Annotated in this window: 9 protein-coding genes; 7 read left to right on the top strand and 2 right to left on the bottom strand. The window is 66.3% G+C overall.

The window, feature by feature from the left end; genetic code table 11:
* Positions 1-345: 345 nt before the first annotated feature.
* Together AC0OO9_RS19915 and AC0OO9_RS19910 are read left to right on the top strand one after the other, a co-directional pair.
* A complete protein-coding gene (locus tag AC0OO9_RS19915; protein ID WP_484517994.1) occupies positions 346-807 on the top strand; it encodes a very short patch repair endonuclease in 462 nt (153 codons plus the stop codon).
* A 39-nt stretch (positions 808-846) separates the two neighbouring features.
* The gene (locus tag AC0OO9_RS19910) at positions 847-2,163 is read left to right on the top strand and encodes an ATP-binding protein (protein WP_484511518.1); all 1,317 of its coding nucleotides are present in this window, start codon (positions 847-849) and stop codon (positions 2,161-2,163) included.
* A 17-nt stretch (positions 2,164-2,180) separates the two neighbouring features.
* Here AC0OO9_RS19910 and dcm read toward each other — a convergent pair whose 3' ends face one another.
* Positions 2,181-3,974 (bottom strand): DNA (cytosine-5-)-methyltransferase, encoded by a 1,794-nt coding sequence (gene dcm / locus AC0OO9_RS19905; protein ID WP_484517993.1) that lies wholly within the window; start codon positions 3,972-3,974, stop codon positions 2,181-2,183.
* Positions 3,975-4,467: 493 nt separating this feature from the next.
* Here dcm and AC0OO9_RS19900 point away from each other — a divergent pair, with 493 nt between their 5' ends.
* From AC0OO9_RS19900 to AC0OO9_RS19880, 5 genes are read left to right on the top strand one after another with little or no spacing between them, the layout of a single operon-like run.
* Positions 4,468-5,946 carry an ATP-binding protein gene (locus tag AC0OO9_RS19900; RefSeq protein ID WP_484511516.1) on the top strand — a complete coding sequence of 493 codons (1,479 nt, stop codon included), beginning with the start codon at positions 4,468-4,470 and terminating at the stop codon, positions 5,944-5,946.
* 47 nt (positions 5,947-5,993) lie between these two features.
* Positions 5,994-8,801: a Z1 domain-containing protein gene (locus AC0OO9_RS19895; protein WP_484511514.1), complete on the top strand. Its 2,808-nt coding sequence runs from the start codon at positions 5,994-5,996 to the stop codon at positions 8,799-8,801.
* Positions 8,798-9,805, top strand: coding sequence for a PD-(D/E)XK motif protein (locus AC0OO9_RS19890; protein WP_484511512.1), 1,008 nt, complete (start codon positions 8,798-8,800; stop codon positions 9,803-9,805). Before AC0OO9_RS19895 ends, AC0OO9_RS19890 begins: the two co-directional genes overlap by 4 nt.
* Positions 9,802-11,808 carry an AIPR family protein gene (locus AC0OO9_RS19885; protein ID WP_484511510.1) on the top strand — a complete coding sequence of 669 codons (2,007 nt, stop codon included), beginning with the start codon at positions 9,802-9,804 and terminating at the stop codon, positions 11,806-11,808. Before AC0OO9_RS19890 ends, AC0OO9_RS19885 begins: the two co-directional genes overlap by 4 nt.
* A 41-nt stretch (positions 11,809-11,849) precedes the next feature.
* Entirely contained in the window at positions 11,850-14,585 is a 2,736-nt protein-coding gene (locus AC0OO9_RS19880) for a sigma factor-like helix-turn-helix DNA-binding protein (protein WP_484511508.1), read from the top strand.
* Between the two features lie 113 nt (positions 14,586-14,698).
* On the opposite strand, the gene AC0OO9_RS19875 is transcribed toward AC0OO9_RS19880, so the two are convergent.
* Complete coding sequence (locus tag AC0OO9_RS19875) at positions 14,699-20,470, bottom strand: AAA domain-containing protein (protein WP_484511506.1); 5,772 nt, start codon at positions 20,468-20,470, stop codon at positions 14,699-14,701.
* Positions 20,471-20,819 lie beyond the last annotated feature (349 nt).

The raw sequence follows: 20,819 nt of genomic DNA, 5'->3' as shown, positions 1-20,819 counted from the left end.
AAATCAGCCACGCCCCTTCTGGGCCTATGAAGGAATTCCACCCAAACCAAGATCAACGAAACTTTCGAAGAAGGCCCCTGCGCCTGTCGACAGCGACCGACCACAGCGGCGAACCCATGATCGACTGGCCCGCAGTCTGATGACCCGGATTGAGGGAAATGAGAAGGCACCTCACTTAGGTCAAGCGAAGGGCCTTGACCCTCCGTGCCAGCTGGCCGGTACTCTCGCATCCCGCCGAGCCGGAATACTTGCTGGCGGCGGAGGAAGCTGCGTCAGCTCGAACCCGGGGGTCAGCAACGTGGACGGACAGCTCAGAAACGATGGCGGGGGGGGAAGGCCGTGGCGATGAGCCGCTCTCCCAGAGTCGCTACCGACCGTCGCCCTGTCCCACTCAGCCAAGCGGTCTCGGCTCAGATGAAGCGCATGCGTCGGGCCTCCACCAAGCCTGAGCTGCTCATCCGTAGGGAGCTACACCGCCGCGGTCTTCGCTTTCGAGTAAACCACCCAGGATTACCCGGAAAGCCGGACATCGCCTTCACCAAAGCCCGGCTTGCCATCTTCGTCGACGGCTGCTTCTGGCATCTGTGTCCGGTACACGGTGTCCTGCCCAGGAACAACCGCGACTGGTGGGAGGCGAAGCTCCTCCGCAACGTTGAGCGGGACCGGGAAAAGGACGCGGCGCTGTCGGCCTTAGGCTGGCACGTTCGGCACTTCTGGGAGCATGAGGATCCACTGAGAGCCTCGGACGAGATAGCGCGGTTGTGGCGGCGTCTGCTCAGCGAGCGAGCATCCGGTGGAAGGTCGTGACGTGGTCTGTGACATCCTGGTCCTCGCTCGCATGACTTGATGGAGGTAGCCGTGCCCGGCAAGGCCTGGTTCGATGTTGCGCCGTCGGCTGCGCGCCTGACCGGCTCGCTTCGTGACATCGGTTACGACTTCCCCACGGCTGTGGCGGACATCGTCGACAACAGCGTGGCTGCCGGAGCGACGCGGGTGGAGGTGATGATCGAGTTCGCGGGATCAAGGTCGCGGGTCTACATAGCGGATGACGGCTCCGGTATGTCGCCGGGCGCTTTGCTGGAGGGCCTGCGACTCGGCACACGTCGCGCGTACAGGCTGGGTGAGCTGGGTCGCTACGGGTTGGGCCTCAAGACCGCCTCGCTGTCCCAGTGCCGATCGGTGGCGGTGGTTTCCCGGAGCAATCCGGAGGTGGTTCGAACGTCGGCCCGGGTCCTCGACCTTGACGTGGTGGAGGAATGGGACCAATGGATCGTGGTAGACCCGGGTGATGATCCGGACGTCGTCAGAGCCAAGCAGTGGCTGGCCGAGGGAACCGGGACGGTAGTCCTATGGCGCCACCTTGACCGGGTGCTGCCCGAGAAGCAGCCCGAGGGCGGTTGGGCTCGGCGTCGGTTCGAGAGTCTTGCCGCGAAGACTGCTGAGCACCTGGGAGTCGTGTTCCACCGCTTCCTCGAGGGCGTCGACGGCAAAGGCCCACTGGTCATCACAGTCAACGGTCAGAAGGTCAGGGCCTGGAACCCGTTTGCGCCCGAAGAGCCTGGCGTGTCTGAGCTGTCGTCGCAGCGCTTTGAGGTCACGGTCGGTGACGTTACAGGTCACGTGGATCTTCGACGCTTCATCCTTCCCGCACGCGACCAATTTTCCACTCCTGGCGAGTTCGAGCGGCTCTCCGGTCCGCTCAACTGGAACCGGCAGCAGGGCATCTATGTTTACCGTGCGGACCGACTGGTGCAGTGGGGCGGCTGGAGCGGCATCCGGGGGATTGACGAGCACACGAAGCTGGCGCGTGCCGCTCTCGACTTCAGCACCGACCTCGACTCGGCTTTCAACATCAACGTGGCCAAGATGAGGGTTTCATTACCCGCGCAGCTACGTCAGATGCTCGAGGCCCCGGTCAATGAACTCTGCATCTACGCCAACGACGCCTACCGCCGGAGCGCACGGCCCAAGCCGAAGCCGGTCCCCGCTGACCTCAATGCCACTCCCGACGTCCGTGCCGCCACGCAGGCCGCGACCAACGCCGGGTTGGCCCTCCGAGCCGCAGCGATGCAGGCAGGCGAGTGGGACGCCTGGCAGCGGATCGCCGCTTCCCTGCGCAAAGAAGCGCCCGAGATTGCAAAGTCGCTGGGCCTGGACGTGTGAGTCAGTGACGACCCTGCTCAGAAGAGCCGCAGTGGGTCGGCACGGGACTCGAGGCACAGCTTCTGCAGCGGGCATGCGTTGCACTCGGGCTCCACCGGACGACACAGTGTGTTCGCCAGCTCGACCAGTCCGAGGTGTGCACGGCGGGCGTCGCTGTCCGCGCCGATCATCCGCGCTATCTCGAGCCGCCCGTCAGTCAGCCGGTTTCGGCGATTCACCGGATCCCCACTGAAACGTGCGGCGACCCGCAACACGCCCTTCGTCACCAGCACGGGCTCCTCGGAGTCCTCGTCCCCGTGGGCGGGCACGACCAAGACCGCCAGGTCAGCCACTGACTCCGTGAGCCCAGCCACTTGGCGCAGCTGATCGTCATCTTTGAGCAGTTCAGGATTGTCCGCGAGCCGTCCCGCCAGTTCGAGAATCGTTCCGGCGCGCTGGGGTCGTGCCGCCCATTTGCTGATCTCGACAAGCTCGCTCTCAGCCAGGACCGTGTCCTGAGGCTGCCGCCAGCGTGCAAGCAGTGGCCAGATGAAGCGCACGACATCGGCCGGGGCCCGGTCCAGCAGCATCTCGGCCTGTATGACCTGCCATCGGGTCTCGGCCCGTAACCAGGGAAGACCCCGAACCGCGGCACTGTCGAACCAGCCGGCCAGGATCGCCGCGACATCCTGGGTCGTAGCAGACACGGGCTGCGGGTTGTCTAGTGATGCCCGCACGGCGCCGGCGAGATGCTCGCCGAGCAACGGCGGCACGGCGTTACCGATCTGACGGAATGCCGCCGACGGAGGCCCAGCAAAGCGGAACCAGTCCGGGAAGGTCTGGAGGCGGGCCGCCTCCCGGACTGTGAGGGTCCGGTTCTGACGAGGATGGATGTACCAGTATCCGTCCTTGGCAATATGCGCGGTGATCGTCCGGGAAAGGTTGTTCTCGTCGAGCCGCTTGTACTTGTCGTCGAAGATGTCGTCCCGATACCGCTTCATCTCGTCCGGTAGGTCGCTGTACCGCGTGCTGTGGTCCATGGCCTCAAACGCACGCGCGTCGTCCTCGCGGACCGGCCTGGTGATGTGGTCGAAGACCTTGTGCGCGTCGGAGGCGGACACGGCCTCCCGCATTCGGCGCTGGAACTCGCTGACAGGGCCCTCGTAGTCGCTCCAGCCCTCCGCGCCACCCTCCGGTCGCCAGCCTCCCTCGACGGGGGGAAGATCGCCGATTGCGTTCCAGACGGTGACCCGCTCGGGCTGTTCCCGCGGCCAGGTGAACTGGACGCCGTCCTGCAGCGCAACGAGGATGAGTCGCTGGCGGAACTGCGGGACTCCGTAACGGAACGTCTCCACCGACCGCTCTTCGACCGAGTATCCGATCGATTCAAGCTCGTGGACCATCGTCCGGAGGATGAACATCTCCTTGTCGAGCGCCATGTCCGGCACGTTCTCCATGAGAACAGCCTGCGGGCGCGCGGTCCGTGCGATCTCCAGGAATGACCGCCACAAGTCCCGACGCTCGTCATAAGGATCACGAAGGCCGTGCCGGACACGGTGTCGAATCTTCGAGCGCCCAGCCTTGGAAAACGGTTGGCACGGCGGGCCACCCGCCAGCAGTTCCACTCCGGCGGCCTTCATGAGTTCGCCAACCTGTCGAACCCGGTCCGGGTCGCCGAGGTCCCAGTTGACACTCAGTCCCGGGTGGTGGTGTCGGTGAGTCTCGACCGCTTCCTCATCATGGTCGACCGCAAGTACGACCCTGTAGCCGGCGGCATCGAGACCAAGGCTCAGACCGCCGGCGCCGCTGAACAGATCCGCAGCGAGACGCACACCCTCAGCTCTGAGCTCAGACGCGAGCGAGATGAGGTCCTCGGGTTCCGAGCAGGCCTTGGGATGCGGTGCGAGCCGGACGAAAGGACCACGGACCAACTTGACTCCGTACCCACGGCGTCGGGCAGGGGCAGGGGGCTGGTCTTCATTGGTCACGACAAAGCAGGTTACCGGCACGCCGCCCAAGTCATCGACCGCCGGCGGCGACACACCGCCATGCAGCTACTGACATGGATCAGACCTTAACCAATGTCCTGAGGCAACTACTGCCCGTATTGTCTGAAGTTTGACACCGAAAGGGAACAACCCCCTCAAATCCCATGATGAGTGATCTTGCAGGGCTGACTGTAAGCACCGTCACGTACCTATACTCACCAAGCCCGCTCCGGGGTCCGAGTTCCGCTGAGAGTTCGACACGCCAGCCGAGTTGGGAAGCAACGAACGCGACTGTGCGGCACCGACGAGGTTCCTGCACCGACTGGAGCCGACTGCCTTGAGCTACGACATCGCGAACCCCGACCCCGCGGGCACCATCACATCTCTGCGGTCGTTCGGCTACAGCGTCGAGGCTGCCGTGGCGGATCTCGTGGACAACAGTGTTTCCGCCGGCGCCCGTCGGATCGACGTCTTCTTCACGTGGGCCGGTCCTGCCTCATGGGTGGCGGTGGTGGACGACGGCAGGGGGATGACAGCTGACGAGCTCGTCACCGCAATGACTGTGGCGGCGCGCGGCTCCTATCAGGCGCGCGCCGCTGAGGACCTCGGACGCTTCGGCATGGGGTTGAAGAGCGCTTCATTCTCGCAGGCGGCCCGCCTCACTGTGCGCACGAGAACTCTGGCCAGCGCTGAAGAAGCAGTTCGGACCTGGGACCTGTCCGTCGTCGCGGAGACAAGTGAATGGCGTCTGCTGCACGGAACCGACGAGGAGACCGGGACGGTTCTCAAACAGCTTCGACCCGATGGCAATGCTGGAACGACCGTCATCTGGCGAGATCTGCACCGGTTCGTCGTGGACGGTCTGACCGCCGAAGACGCACGGGCACAGAAACAGTTCTACGCGGAGGCGACCCGGGTCGAGGAGCACTTGGGCATGGTGTTCGCGCGGTTCCTCGTAGGCAGGAACCGACTCGCGATGACCGTCAACGGCACACCGGTCAAGGCCTGGGACCCCTTCCTGAGCGGACACCCGTCGGTCCAGCGACTACCGGCAGAGGAGTTGCCCGTCGGCAACCACACGGTCCGTATCGAGCCATTCATCCTGCCTCACCCCAAGAAGCTCAGCCTCGAACAGCAGCAACAGGCAGCCGGCCCGAAAGGCTGGCTGGACCAGCAGGGCTTCTACGTGTATCGGCGAAACCGGCTTATCTTGGCCGGAGACTGGCTGGGCATCCGCGGCTTCCGCCGCGACGAGCGGTACAACCTGGCGCGCATCATCGTCGACGTGCCGGCGGAGGCGGACGCTGCCTGGGCAATCGACGTCCGGAAGTCAACGGCCGTACCGCCGGTGGGCGCGCGTCGTCACCTGCAGCGCATCGGTACCGCCACCCGTAGCCGAGCTGCAGAGGTACTGAGTCACCGTGGGCGGATCGCCGCACGGGAGCACGGCGCAGAGTTCATCTACGCCTGGCGGGTGGACAAGCGCGACGGCACCATCCGCTGCCGCATCAACCGGGACCACCCGCTCGTACGGGAAGTGCTGCAGGGCGGCCCCGATGCTGCGACCGATGCAAAAGCCCTGATCAGGCTTCTGGAGGAGACCGTGCCGGTCGCGGCGCTGCGGATCATGCACGACGGCGACGTCACCGACGATCCTGAGCCGTTCCTCGGGGCGGCGCCAAAGGAGGTAGGGGATGTTGCGAACCGCATCTATGCCGCCTTCGTCGCCCAAGGCCGAACTCCAAGAGAGGCCAAGGAGCGGCTCGCACTCATGCCGCCCTTTGACCAGTTCGACGGTTTCTGGCAGCAGCGCTGACGGCTCCACCGCCAATCACCATCGCATCAGACCAACGGGAGGGCCGGATGACAGCGCTGACAAACGATGACGATGACACGATGCAGCAGGCCACCCGGCTCGTGCTCGCGTTCCTGCCGCAGGATCGGCAGGCGAATCCGGCCGAGCTGAACGACGCCGTGAACATGGTCTGCGCGATGCAGCAGGCCCGAGGCCAAGCACTCGACCGGGATCTGCTGCTCAAAGAGATCCAGGCCCGGGTGGCGGTCTGGCAGGACGACTCGGTGGGATTGAAGGACGACCGGAACCACATCGAGTGGCTGGTTGAGGCGCAGCTGGACCGCAGTTGGGACTTCTGGGACCGATACCGTCGGTATCTTGAGGACGTCCGGCTGATGCCGCCGCGAGTCGTACGACGACTGAACCAGAGCACGGACAGGATCCTGCGACAGCTCGAGGACCCACAGCGTCCCGGCTCCTGGCGTCGTACCGGGCTGGTGGTCGGTCAGGTTCAGTCGGGCAAGACAGGTAACTACATCGGGTTGGCCTGCAAGGCCGCCGACGCCGGCTACAAACTCATCGTGATCCTTGCCGGGATCCACAACAGCCTGCGCAGTCAGACCCAACTTCGGGTCGACGAAGGACTCCTCGGCTTCGACACCCAGTATCAGCAACGCTATGACGAGAACAAGAGCACCGCACGCATTGGTGTTGGCGTCATGCCAGGGGTGAAGCGCCTCCGAATCGCCTCATTGACCAACAGTGCCGAGGGGGGCGACTTCCGGCGGCACGTGGCGAGCAACCTGAACCTTCCGATCGGCGACTATCCCGTCGTATTGGTGATCAAGAAGCACCAGAGCATCCTCGAATACGTACGGAAGTGGGTGGTCGAGGTTGAGGGTGAACCAACCGCTGACGGCACAACCAAGGTCGTGCGGGACGTTCCCCTGCTGGTAATCGACGATGAGGCTGACAACGCGTCGATTGACACGACGAAGGACGACGACGCCGATCCGACAAGGATCAACGCGTCCATCCGGCACCTGCTGAGCTGCTTCGACAAGGCCGCCTACGTCGGCTACACCGCCACTCCTTTTGCCAACATTTACATCAGGCCTGACGCCGACCACGAGACGTTCGGCCTCGACCTGTTCCCCGACAGCTTCATCGAGAGTCTGCCCGCGCCGTCCAACTACCTCGGGCCAGAGCGCATGTTCGGCCTACGCACCGAGGACCCGGACGAGGATGACGTGGAGGCTTTACCGATCTTCCGTGCCATCGATGATCACGAAGCCTGGATGCCGCGGCGCCACAAGAAGGATTGGGCGCTGCCAGAGGACCTTCCCGAGTCCCTGCGCGAGGCGTTGGACGCCTTCGTACTAACCTGCGCGACGCGGCGAGCACGGGGACAGGGTCGCCAGCACAACTCCATGCTTGTCCACGTCACCAGGTTCATGAACGTGCAGAACCTGGTACGCGACCAGATCGAGGAGTACATCGGCCTGATGCGGGACCGGCTCCGAGACAGCATGGGTCGCGAAGCCGGAGAAGTCCTCATCCAGCTCCGTGAGCTGTGGGACCGTGACTTCGCGCCGACCAGTGCGAACTTCCCGTCCGAGGAGGCGACCCCACCGTCCTGGCAGGACGTCCAGCAGGAGCTGCGCCCTGCCCTACTCAAGATCGAAGCCCGCGCGATCAACGGCAGCTCGCGAGACGCCCTCGAGTACTACGAGCACAGGCGGACCGGGGTGTCGGTCATCGCGGTGGGTGGCAACAAGCTGTCCCGCGGCCTGACCTTGGAGGGGCTGAGCGTCAGCTACTACCTGCGCGCGTCGAACACGTACGACACTCTGCTGCAGATGGGACGTTGGTTCGGCTACCGCCCCGGTTACGAGGACCTCTGCCGGTTGTACACGACGCCTGATCTTCGCGACGCGTATGCCGAGATCACCGCAGCGGACAACGAGCTGCGACGGGAGTTCGAGGAGATGGCGGCACTCGGAGAGACGCCGAAGAGCTTCGGTCTCAGGGTTCGCGCGTCCTCCGCCGGACTTGCGGTCACGGCCGCCAACAAGATGCGCCGTGGCGTCAAGGTACGGCTGAGCTACTCCGGTGAGCTTCCGGAGACCACAATCTTCAACCTCCGGCCAGAGGTACTGCGACGCAACTTCGACAACCTGGAGCGCTTCGTCAGGCTGCTGAGCGAGCCAACCGAACCACACACCGCAGGCAAGAGCCTCGTGTGGCGGAACATCACACCTGCAGAGATCATCGACGGCTTTCTCGACCGATACGTCGCCGACCGCGGCTCATACCGCGTGCGACCCGCCTTCATCGCGGAGTACATCCGCCGTTGCGCCGGCTTCGGGGAGCTGTCCCGGTGGACGGTACGCCTGGTGGGTGCTCCGGGTCGGCAGGTGGAAATCGGCAATCAAAAGATTGGACTGGTGAAGCGGCGACCGCCGACGGTTGAGGGCAAGGAGCGCCCCATCGAAGGTGACCGCTTCATTATCAAGCGAGTACTCAACCCTGCCGATGAAAGCAGCGATCTCGCAGACGAGGTGGCTGAACTGGCTTTGCAGGCCACGAGGGCAGCGCGTCGGGCGTGGGCCGAGCGCAAGAACAGGGAGTACAAGGAGCCTGACGTACCAACCGGGCAGTCACTCCGGAGATTCCGCCCGGCGCAGGAGCCACTACTTATCATCTACCCGATCGAGCATCCGCAGCAGACCGCAAACCACGATCGTCTTCCGGTTGTCGGGTTCGCCATCAGCTTCCCCTTCTCGGAGCATCCGACCGAGACCGAGTACGTGGTCAACGACATCTGGTGGCAACAGGAGATTGACTACTACGACGACGAGGACCCCGACGAGTGAGGATTGACGAAGAGGACTGGGCACCACTCGAAGCGGAACACCACCCGTACGGCATCGTCGCTCGTCGCCTGTTTCCACGCTCGGGGCATGACATCTTCCTAGCTGTTCAACAGCCGAGTGGGCGACGCGCGCTGGTCGTCCGCGTGCCGGCTGCCGCGGCCGAGGCAGTGGCGGAGCGACATTCTCCTCTCGCGAGCACTCGAGGCTTGGCGCTGCAGTTCGCGGCGGCTCCCGACGGGAATGCCGAGCTACGGGTGGTGCTCACCGCCGATGACCGGCGAGAGGTGTTCAACCCGCTGATCGCCGATGTCGCCCTGGCGGCTCAGGCGACGGAGGGGCCGGTGCAGGCGCTCAGCGTGGCGATCGAGCGCTTCGAACACTGGCGCCACCTCCTTCAGTCGCTTCGGGACACCGGCCTCGGCGTGGATGCCAGGCGGGGTCTCTTCGGGGAACTCGTGGTGCTCCGTGATCACCTCCTTCCGGTCCTGTCGCCCGCTGAAGCGGTTCATTCCTGGCGGGGCCCCACCGGAGCGAATCAGGACTTTCAGTTGCCGGGGTGCGCGATCGAGGTCAAGACCGGAGCTGGCAGAAACCCCGGAAGTATCGTGATCGCCAGCGAACGTCAGCTCGACGACACTGGAACAGACCACCTGGTCCTGGCTCACCTGTCCGTGGACGAACGGCGAGGCGGTTCCGGGGAGTCGCTGAATCAGGTTGTCGGTTCGCTGAAGGAGGCGATGCCGACGGGCCCGGTACCAGCTGAGTTTGGTGACCTTCTTGTTCGGGTCGGCTACCTCTCGGAGCACCGTCATCTGTACGACGACGTTCGGTACACCGTCCGCCGGACGGTCTTCTGGCACGTCATCGGCGACTTCCCACGAATTGTGGAGGTAGACCTCCGGTCCGGCGTCGGGGACTGCCGCTACCGGATAAGCACTGCCGGACTTGACCAGTACGGCGTCTCCGCAGAATGGGTGGCCAAGATCGTGAAGGAGAAGGCATGAGCCAGAACAGCCTGTCGGCCTACGTTCAGGAACTCGTCGCCGACGTGCTCGCGACGGCTGAGGCGGAGAACGCCACAGCTCCCGACACCTTCACCCGTCGCGTGCTCGATGAACTGGAGCAGGCCGGCGAGATCGAGAACACCTTTACCGCCTACCACAAGACCCACGGGCTGGAGGTCAACGGCTACGGCACCAACGAGTCCCTGGGGACTCTCGATCTCTTCATCACCCACTTCAGTCTCAGGCCTGAGGAGGACCGCCTGCCACGGGGCCAGGTCGAGACCTTGTTCAAGCGCCTGGTGACCTTTGTCCGCAAATGCCGTGACGGTCTCGCGCGGGACATCGACGAGTCCTCCGACGTGCATGACATGTGCGTCGCGGTCGAGAAGGCCCTACCCGATGCCCCCCGCATCCGACTTTTCCTTCTCACCGACGTTGTCAGTGCGGTCTCGAGCATCCCGCCCGGCGACTTGGACGGCCTGAAGGTCACTCACGAGATCTGGGACCTGAACCGCCTTCACCGGTTGTCCTCTTCCGGGACGCTCAGTGAACCGATCGTGGTTGACTTCGATCCGCCACTGCCCTGCCTTGCCACCCCCGAGACCGACCGCAACTACTCAGTCTTCCTGGCCATCATTCCAGGACAGGAGCTGGCCAACCTCTACGGCAAACACGGCACGCGTCTGCTCGAGCTCAACGTTCGCTCGTTCCTGCAGACCAAGGGTGGCGTGAACCGCGGCATCCGCGACACCCTGCTGCACAACCCTGATCGGTTCCTGGCCTACAACAACGGGATCACTGCCACAGCGTCGACCGTGGAGTTCACCCAGCTCCCCGACGGCGGACGAGCGATCAGGCGCGTCCAAGACCTGCAGATCGTCAACGGTGGCCAGACCACCGCGTCCATCCACTACGCGTACACGAGAGACAAGGTGGACCTCAGTCGGGTCCACGTCCAGATGAAGCTGACCCGGGTCTCGCCTGATCGACTGCAGGAGATTGTGCCTGAGATCTCGAAGTACTCGAACACTCAGAACAAGGTCACCGTCGTCGACTTCAGCTCGAACCATCCGTTCCACGTCGGCATCGAGAAGATCACCCGGTCACTGTGGGCCCCCGCAGCCGACGGGAGCGGGCAGGAGACTCGCTGGTTCTACGAGCGCGCGCGGGGGCAGTACACCGACGCGCTGGCCCGCGAACGAACGCCGGCCAACCAGCGCAAGTTCAAGAGCCTGCACCCTCTCGCTCAGAAGTTCACCAAGGCGGATGCGGCGAAGTACATCCATTCCTGGGCTGGGCTCCCTTACCTCGTGAGCCGGGGGGCTGAGAAGAACTTCCGCGAGCTGATGATGCGGATGGGTGACAGCGTGCCGGACATCAACATCAGTTTCGGCCAGCGGCTCATCGCCAAGGCGATCCTGTTCAAGGCAACTGACAAGATCGTCGCTGCCAAGGACTTCGGCGGCTACAAGATCAACATTACGGCGTATTCAATCGCCCGGCTCGCTGAGGCGACAAACCGACGGATCGACCTGGATCGGATCTGGCGGGAGCAGGGCCTCAGCCCAGCCCTCGCCACGGCTTTGGAAGAGCTCTGCGTCCCCGTTCGCGACGTGATTGTCAACCCTCTCCGGGGCGGCACCAATATCGGCGAGTGGGCGAAGCGTCCAGATTGCTGGGAGGCAGTCCTCGCCGTCCCATGGACGGTGCCGGACGAACTCATCGCGGAGCTGACTGACCAGTCCGTCGAAGACAGCGCGCCGACGGTGCCGGACGACACCTCCGGTGACGTCGCCTCGGTGACGACCATCTCCGCACCCGAATGGTTTGCAGTGGCACGTTGGGCGAAGGAAACCCGCAACCTGCAGCCTTGGCAACGCCAGTTGGCCGAGACCGTTGGGCGGTACGTGAACAACAGCTGGCCGGTCACTGACAAACAGGCCACTCAGGCCCTTCGACTCATGGATGAGGCGAAGCGACTCGGGTTTCACGCCAAACACTGATCAACAAACTGACGTCGAGTACCGGCAAGGAGAGGACAACCATGACCAGCACAGCATTCGGGGATCTGCCCCCCGAGGCGTACCACGACGCGCCTTGGACCCGGCTGCTGCCTTGGCTGGCTCCCTACACGCCGGCGACAGCACGAGAACTCGTCGACCTGACTCCTTCACCTGACTGGTGGATCACTGAGTCGCCGGCGGTCACCACGATGACCGTTGAGCACGAGGAACTGTGCCGTCATCTCGCCCAGCTGTTTGTCGTCCGTCATTCAACCGCTGCCTTCGGCCCGAGTTTCCCCACAGTCCCGCGCCAACTCCCTCTGTCCACTCTTGCGATCAGCTCCAGGGTCGCGACAACATTTCAGCGCCTGCAGGTGCAGACGGTCGCCGACCTCGAGCCCTTGACAGTCGGAGACCTCTACGACGTCCGCGGGACGGGGCACTACACGGTTGAGGATGCCGTCACAGCCCTCGTCTCGGCAGCGATCGTCCGGTCCGGTGAGCAGCGCGAATGGGATGGCCCGGAGAACGAAGGGGAGCCGTTACGCGGGCCGATGCCGACTCCGCTGCCCCCCGCCCAGATTCAGATGCTGGAGGACCTCAACCAGTTGGCGGCTTGGCGTCACATCCGACGTCGCGGCGATCAGTCCCTGCTGAATGTCGCGGTCGAGGACGGGGCGCCTGAGGAAATCCAGGAACTGGCTCTCCGGCTCAACTCACTCACGGCGGCGGACATGGCTTCCGCCACCGCAAGCTTGGATCCGGTCCTTGAGTTCACCGCATTCCTGTCCGAGCTCGACGTGCGACAGATTCGCATTCTGCGCGATCGCTTTTTGGGCAGGCCACCGAAGAAACTCGCCGAGCTGGCGGACGACTTCGATGTTTCCCGCGAGCGAGTCCGGCAGATCGAGAGCAAGGTGAAGGATCTGCTCGTCGGAAGGTTCCACTTCGGCACAGCTATCGGGAATCTCCTGGCGAGTCTGCGCACGGAGATCCAACCGATCGCCGCCTTGGACCGGCTGATCGTCCTGCACCCCGCCCTCGCCCGAGATGTTCCAGGGGTCAACGTTCCACTCTGGCTCGTACTGGACCGTCTGGACGACTATTTCGAGGTGACGGACGGGTGGGCGGCTGCTCCCGACGTCGCCGCCGCACGCGAGCAGACCCGAACCCTGCTTGAGGATTTTGCGACGGAGCATGGCCTCGTAGATCTGGCCGCTGTCGCCGCCGCCACCTCAATGCCGAAGACCGAGCTACTCGCTTGGCTCAGTTGGTGTGGCTATGTGCTTCACAACAACCAGATCCTGACCCGCACCCGTTCGCTCAGTGACCACGCGGCAGGCCTTTTGGCCGCGACTGGCGAACCACTTCACATCGATGAGCTGCAGCTGCAGATCGGTCGGGACAACAGCATCCGAAGTCTGGCCAACCAGCTGGGCGAGGACGATCGGTTCGTGAGAACCGACCGGGCGACCTGGGGGCTTGCGAGCTGGCAAATGGAGGAATACACATCGATCCGGCAGCGGATCGGCCTTGAACTCGCCGCTGCAGGGGGCGAGGTGGAGATCGGGCAGCTCATCGAGGCGATCACCAGCAGGTTCGATGTGTCGCCGAGCAGCGTGCAAGCCTATGCCGGAAACGGTGACTACGAGATCGTGCAGGGTGCGGTCCGCCGTCGAGAATCTCCCGCAGCACCTCGCAAGGCGCCAAGCGCCACCCGCCGACTTTTCAAGTATGACGACGAATGGTGGAAGTTGCGTGTCACCGTCACCCGAGACCACCTCCGCGGCTCGGGCTTTCCGGTGCCCTCTGGAGTCGCCAGTCTCGTGGGATGTGCACAGGGCGAAGTCGTGGAACTCGAGTCGGAACTCGGCACGCAGAGCATCCGATGGACGGGACTGCAGCCGTCGAGTGGCACCATCAAGAGGTTCCTAGACCGTCTTGAGGTAGGGGAAGGGCAGAACGTCTTCCTTGAGTTCGCCCCGTACGGTCGTTTTGACGTTTCACTTCAAGACCCGGTCAATCCCGAGGACCACCCCTTGGAGCAGGCTGCGACGCTCACGGGTTGCGCTGAGGGGGTCGGGGACCCGGAAGACGCGCAGATGGCCTTAGCCATGGCAGTTGATCTTCCAGTCGATGCCAAGCCCCGACAAATCCTGTCGGCTTACCGGCAGCGCGGCGATGATGACATCGCGGGTCTCCTTGAGGAGGTATGGACCCGTCCTCGCCATCAATGGGTCGATCTGTCGCCAACTGACCCGTCAGGTGGGGCCGCGCGGAACGCTCAGGACGACGGGGGCGACGCCAGCAACGAGAATCTCGCCGTCGATCCGGCGGAACCGCAGCACCAGGTCTCGTCCGACGACGGCCCTGTGTCAGTACCGACGGGGTACCGCAGCGTGGGGTGGGTCCGGCCGCATGAGGCGGAGGCCGCTGTGCTGGCTTACCAACTGCACTCCGACGTTCCCGTGCACGATGGAGACAACATTGCGGGCTGGGCCCGGTACGTCGACGACAGTTCCGGTGACGCGTCCAAGTTCCGCGCCAACGTGATGCTGGTCAGAGCCAGGTCGCAGGGCGAGCGCGTCGTGTGCTGGATCCGCGAGCACGAGGCGTTCGCCATCGTCCAGGCAGCAGCAGAGAAGCGGGCGATGTCTGTTCGCGGATCCGATGGTGTCACCACAGGGAGGGTGCAGTACTTCCAGCCCGACAGCGAGGCCGCCGAACGCTACAGGAGCACCACTCGACTGCTCCGCGGACACGGACAAGCTAGCTGACCCGCCGAGCGCCAGCTTAATCGACGCGCCGACCATCCAGTCAACGCTGGGTTCGTTCGCTGAGGATGGCCGTCGCTCCGTCTTGCGCTGCTGACGACCACCTCATCGCGAACTCAGGAGCTGCGCGAAGTGGCTCCCTTGACCCGACTGCTGGCCACGGCCAGCTCTTCCTCTGTAAAGAGCGAATGGAACTCCGCCTGCAGTGCGAGAGCCTCCACCGTCAGGTCCACGCGTCCCCGCTCCCATAGGGCGGTAAATCCATCCGAAACCGCCGGATTGTGGAGAAGCCGTCGAGCCGCAGCGAGGCCTCCCATCTCGGTGACCATCCTCAGCAGGAGAGCGGGGTTGTAGTTGGCCTCATCGCGCGCCCGCACGAGGATGCGGACCATCGCTTGGTGAAAAGCTCGCTCCGGCCCAGATTGCTCACTCCTCCCCGGAGTGGTTGAGGCCGTGAGATCCCGGCGAGCCCGAGATACCCCTTCCGCCTCCTGCGTCGTTGTTTGCCGCTGCAGCCGCTCAGAGACAGGTCCCTCAATCGGCTTCGCGATGTCCTGGGTGTTGCCGTCGCCTGAATCCGTCGCGCCGGTTGGAACGCGGCCCGCTGAACGCAGCAGACGGGTCACACTCCGATGTCGGACTGCGGCAGGGCTGGTGGGTGCGAAGTACTGGACCAATCCTCCGCGGCCACCCTGAGGAACCTCCCATGGGACGTCACGCCTCCTGCTAGCTGCTTGGATGACCGCCTTCGCCTCGTTCTGGTGCACCCAGCAAACTACTTCGAAGCCGTCGGGACCAGTCCGGTCCACTCTGATGTTTGCGCGGTTAGCTCGGGCCTCCGCAGAGGTGCCTGGGTGGAACCTGGCCCACCCGAGGACCTTTCCGTCGTGCCGAATGGGGATGTCGCACCGCTGCTGATAGCTGGTAATGGCGGCCTGCGCCTCGTACGGCCGCAGCCAGACGAGGCTGTCGTATCCAGCAGGCACCGGCGGCTCCGGTTCCTTGGTGCTGTTGGCGAGGGACGTAGGTGGGAGAGAGCCTTGCCCAGTTGCCAGAGGAGGCGCCGTCCGCTCATTCGGTTGTCTGGCGTCCGAATCCCTTGCTGCCTGTCGCGGCAGCCCGGTTCCGGACAGCCGTGGCTTTGCCTGCTCTCCGAGGTGCGACGGCACCTCATGGCGCAGCTGATCCAGCGGGCGAACCTCAGCGAACGGCTCAGACTGGTGCGCCACTTGCTCATTCAACGCGGAGGATTCAATCTCGATGTCGCCTCGGCGAGACGCGGAAGGATTCTCCGATGTCTGAACGGGCTCGGCCGACGGCCGTGCTGCCGTGGCCCCCACATCCGGCTGGTTGTCCAAGGCCTGAGTCTTGACGATCGACCGTGGTCCCGTCGCGGCAGAGCCGTCCGGAGCCGTCTCTCGGTCAGCATGCACCCAGGCGGAGCCACCTGCAGCGGAGGTGCTGACCCCAGCGGTCGTCGGCCTGCCAGTGGGAGTTAGATGCGGTTCCGAGGACAGGGCTTCCTCGTCACGAACAACGTCATCCGCGACTACCGCCGAAGTGACGGTGTCGACTGCGGGGAGGCCCCGCGGAGACTCGAGATTCGGCTCGACGACCGTGATTTCCAACTCGGCGATCCGCTCCCACAGTGGCTCCAGGGCCGCCTCCGGGTCCCGGCTGAAGACGCTCCCCCGGATGCGGACGAAGACGCAGTTGCCGACCCGCTCCAGCACCGCCTGCCGGCGCATGTCGCTCTCCCACTGGTCCGGCCCGTGGTAGGCGTCGCCGTCGCACTCGATGGCGAGCCGCCGCCCGTCGGGTGCGGGGAGCACGAAGTCGATGCGGTACCCGCCGATGCGGTACTGCGGCAGCGGCCGGTATCCCCGGGTCAGGACGCGACGCAGCACCGCGCGTTCGAAGTCGCTGTCGCAGCGCTTCTCCAGGTCGTCGTAGGCCTCGTCGGCGGCGGTGACGTTCTGGCAGTAGGTGAGCAGCAGCCCCCGGGCGTCGTCCTCGCGCAGGTCGGCGGGCTGCACGGAGTGGAAGACCCAGAGCTGGTCGCGGGCGCGGGAGGCGGCGACGTTGACCCGCCGGTGGTGGTCGCGCTTGGTGAAGGCGGAGACCATGCCGTTGTGCGGGGAGACCACCGTGGAGACGAGCACGATGTCGCGTTCGTCGCCCTGGAAGGTGTACGGGTCGCCGACGCGCAGCCGGCGCCGCTCCATCTCCCCCTCGCCCACCACCTCGCGCAGGCGGGTGAGCAGGTAGATGGCCTGCCCGCTGGTGCTGAGCAGGCTCACCACGCCGATGGTGCGGCCGTCGTACGCGGGGTCGGCGACGATCGCGGCGACCCGCTCGACGAGCGCCTCGGCCTCGGCGACGTTGACGTTGCCGTAGGTGGGCAGGTCCTGGCGGATGCCCTCGGGCACGTGCACGGCGACGACGGGTTCGCCGATGCCGGCGGGCCGGTCGGTGCGCAGCGGCTCGATCTCCCCGCCGTAGTACGTCTGGCTGGAGAAGCCGATGATCGCCGGTACGGAGCGGAAGTGCTCGGTCAGCAGGATGCGCTCGGGTGAGCGGCGTACGGCGTGGTCGTAGAGGCTGCTCTCCGGGTCGAAGTGCTCGGCGGAGGGCACGTCGACCAGGTGCGAGTTGATCAGGCCGGTGACCGTGCCGACGAACGACAGCTGCGGGCCGATCTGCTGGTCGTCGCCGACGACGACGGCCCGTTCGGCGAGGCTGAGGATCGGCAGGGAGAACATGTCCGCCTGCGACGCCTCGTCGACGATCACGACGTCGAAGTGGGCGCCGCCCGCGAACTGCTCGATGGCCCGGTCGACGGACATGACCCAGACGGGCACGGCGTCGACGGCGGAGTTCATGGCCCGCTGGGCGTGCGCCTGCCACTGGGCGGCGTTCTTGCCCGTACCCTTGCCGATCTTGCGCAGGGCGGTGGTCCAGTCGGCGAGCGCGGCCCGGCGCCGGTCGTCGAGCGCCTTGGACACCTCGAGCCAGGACGAGGCGACGACGAGTTCCTGGGTCAGCCGGCGGATCCGCTCCCGCGTCTGCTCGATCCGGCGGCCCAGCGCGACGGGGTCGACGCTGCCGACGACCGTGTCGAACCAGGTCTGCGCGCGGCGCCACTGCCAGCGGTGCGGGCAGTCGGCCCCGGTGCCGCCGACCGCGACGGCGGTGCCGTCCTCGATCTGGGCGGTCCAGCCGGGCGCGACCTGCCGTAGCCGTTCGGTGAGCTGCGCGAAGCGTTGCGCGTCGGGGCGCAGGGCGGCGAGCCGGCGTACCTCGTCGAGGATGCCGTCCCACCCTTCGAGGTCGGCGCGCTGGCGGCTCTGGTCGAGCAGCCGCCACAGCTCGCTGGCGTCCGTGCGCGACATGCCCTCCTGGAGCACCGTGCCGAGGGCCCGCTCGTCGGCGACGAGCCGGTCGTGGTCGAACACGGTCGCGCACCGGGAGACCAGGTCGGCGAGGGCGGTCAGCCGGCGTACGTCGACCGCCTGCTCGGCCCGGGGGACGAGGCGGCGGACGGTGGCGTGCAGGGTGGGCCAGCGGCGGCGGTCCCAGTCGAGCGCGGTGGCGGCGTCGGTGAGCAGCCGACCCACCCACAGGTCGGGCTGGTCGCCGAGGTCGGCGGGGAGGTCGAGCAGTTGCCGCCACTCGGCCCACCGGGTGTTCAGCTCGTGGCGCAGCCGCAGCCGGGTGACGTACGCGACGACGATGTCGACGTCCTCGGTGGCGCGCAGGGGTTCGCTGTCGATGCGGCATTCGGCGGCGAGCCGGGCGAGGGTGCTCTGGAAGACCCGGTTGACGCCCTTGCCTGTCGCGAACCGTTGCCGCAGCTCACCGAGCTGGGCGAGGAGGCGGCGCGGCTCGGCGAGCTGCCCCTCGGGCACGCTCACCTGGTGGCCGGCGAGGGTCCGGGTCGCTGCGGTCAGGTCGGTGAGCGCGCGCTGGCAGGCCGCGACGTGGTCCTGCCACCTGGTCTGCCAGTTCGGGTCGGCCTGGAGCAGGGTGGCCAGCCGGTCGGTCCACGCGCCCTCGCGGCCGGCGAGCAGGGTCAGCGCCTGACGCAGTTGCCCGACGAGGTCGTCGAGTGCCGGCCGACCGAACGCGCGTACCTCCGGCAGGACGACCCCGGCGGCGGCGAGCCGGTCGAGTTCCTCGCGGGCGGCGGCGAGTTCGCGCCGGCCGGCGAGGACGGCGGCCGCCGCGGGCAGTTCGGCGGCCGTGGGCAGGTGCCGCAGCGCCTGGGTGCGGTCCTGCCGGACGGTACGCCGGGCGATGTCGAGCAGCTCGGTGAACTCCTCCACGCCCAGCGGCGCGGCCACGTCCGGCGCCAGGGCGTCGGGGATGTCCCCGTAGCGGTCGGCCCGCTCGCGCAGCCAGTTGCCGACGTCGCTCGGCGACAGCCGGATGCCGTCGATCTCGTAGTGCGCGGCCTCGTTCTCGGCCATGGTGCGCAGGCCGCCGAGGGCCTGGCCGAGGTCCCGCTCGGCCTCCTCCAACTGGCGGCGCAGCCGGTCGACGCGCTGCTGCTCGCCCCGCTTGTCGAGGGTCGCCCCACGGTCGGAGAGTTCGCGGGCGGCCAGTTGGAGCTGCACGAGCTGGTCGGTGGAGCGGCCCAGCACCGCCAGGCACAGCGACTGGATCTCCTTCGGCAGGCCGTCGCGCAGGACCCGCAGCGGGTCCTCCTTCTGCGCCACGACGAGCACCCGCTTGCCGTGCGCCATCAGGTGGCAGATCAGGTTGCGGATGGTGTGGGTCTTGCCGGTGCCGGGCGGGCCCTGCACGGCGACGTTGCGGTGCTGCGCGAGCCGGCGCGCGATGGACTCCTGCGCCTCGTTGGTCGGCAGCGGCATGAGCAGCCGCTCCCCCAGCGGCGCCCACCGCGCCGGCTGGTCCTGCGGCATCTCCAGCCGGCTCGGCTCGTGCGCCAGGATGGCGGCCAGCGAGCCGATGCTCGCGGTGTCGCCGGCGAGCAGCCGGGCGCGCAGCTCCTCCAGGAAGCGGCGCAGCATCCGCTGCCGGGGCCGGACGAAGAGCACGCCGGTGTCGTGCACGTGCGGGCCGGCCGGGGCCGCCGCGCCGCTGTCCCGTACGACGGGGTCGTGCCCGAGCCGGCGCAGCGCCCGCTCGAAGAACTCGACGCGGTCGAGGTCGTGCCAGACGTCGAGGTCGAGCTGACCGCCGGAGCCGGCCAGCGCGAGCAGTTGACCGAGGTAGCGCTCGTCGAGGCCGGTCAGCGGGTCGGTCTGGAGCCGGGGCGCCCCCTGCGGCGCCACCGTGACCATCGACCGGTCGGCGTCGAACTCGATGGCGACCGGGGTCACCACCAGCGGGTACTGCACCCGGTGCCCGGCGACGTCGGTGCGGATGACGCCGTGGCCCCACACCAGTTCGTGGGTGGCGGCGTCCATGTCGACGCGGTGCTTCAGGTCGAACAGGCTGCGGTGCAGTTGCCGCGTCGCCTCCGTACGCCGGGTCTGGTCGGCCCAGGGGCGCCACTCCCGCTCCCGCCACTGCGCGAACCGCTCCTGGAGCCGCTCGATCGTCTCCTCGTCGCCGACGAGCCGGGGCTCCACGGCGTACGACGGCGCACCGGTCAGGTACGGCGCGAACTCCGTGGGCGTCCTGATCGGTCTCGTGGCGGCGGGCAGGCCGACCCGCAGCCAGCTGGCGCCGTCGGTCGAGACGCCCACCTCGCAGGCGGCGTGCGCGGGGAAGTCGTGCTGCCAGAAGGCGTCGGCGGTCGGAACCGTCCGGGCCGGCTTCTCCAGCTGCGCCCGCACGGCCATCAGGTACTCGACCAGGGAGGTGGCCCGGTCCCGGATGAGTGCGGGCGATTCCGTCGAGGACGTGGAGCGGGAAAGCATGCGGCACCTTTGGTTCTGCTGGGTGGACCGGCCAGGACGGGACGGATCGACCTGTCGTCAGGAGATTGGCAGGCGGGCTCGTCGTACGAGCAGTCGGTCACCTCCGCGCTGACGCACGGCTCCCACCTCCCCACTGGCGGTCCCCGGACCCTACCCACAAGAGTCCTACCAGCGGGACCCCCGAGGTTCCACCGATCGGCCGGCCCCGGCTGACCTGTTCCCGCCGTCAACAACCTACGAAGTCGATATTGCGCACGCGCAACTACTTGCCGGCAATCCGACGTTTGCCCTGCTGAGCGGAAACAGCCGCTACGGCGTCGACGCCCGGCGCGCCGCCCGTCCCCAGCGG

The sequence above is a fragment of the Micromonospora sp. USAFONa4 genome, from assembly GCF_057197825.1.
The sequence above is the reverse complement of the archived record's forward strand: the minus strand, read 5'-3'. Positions and strand labels throughout refer to the sequence as shown.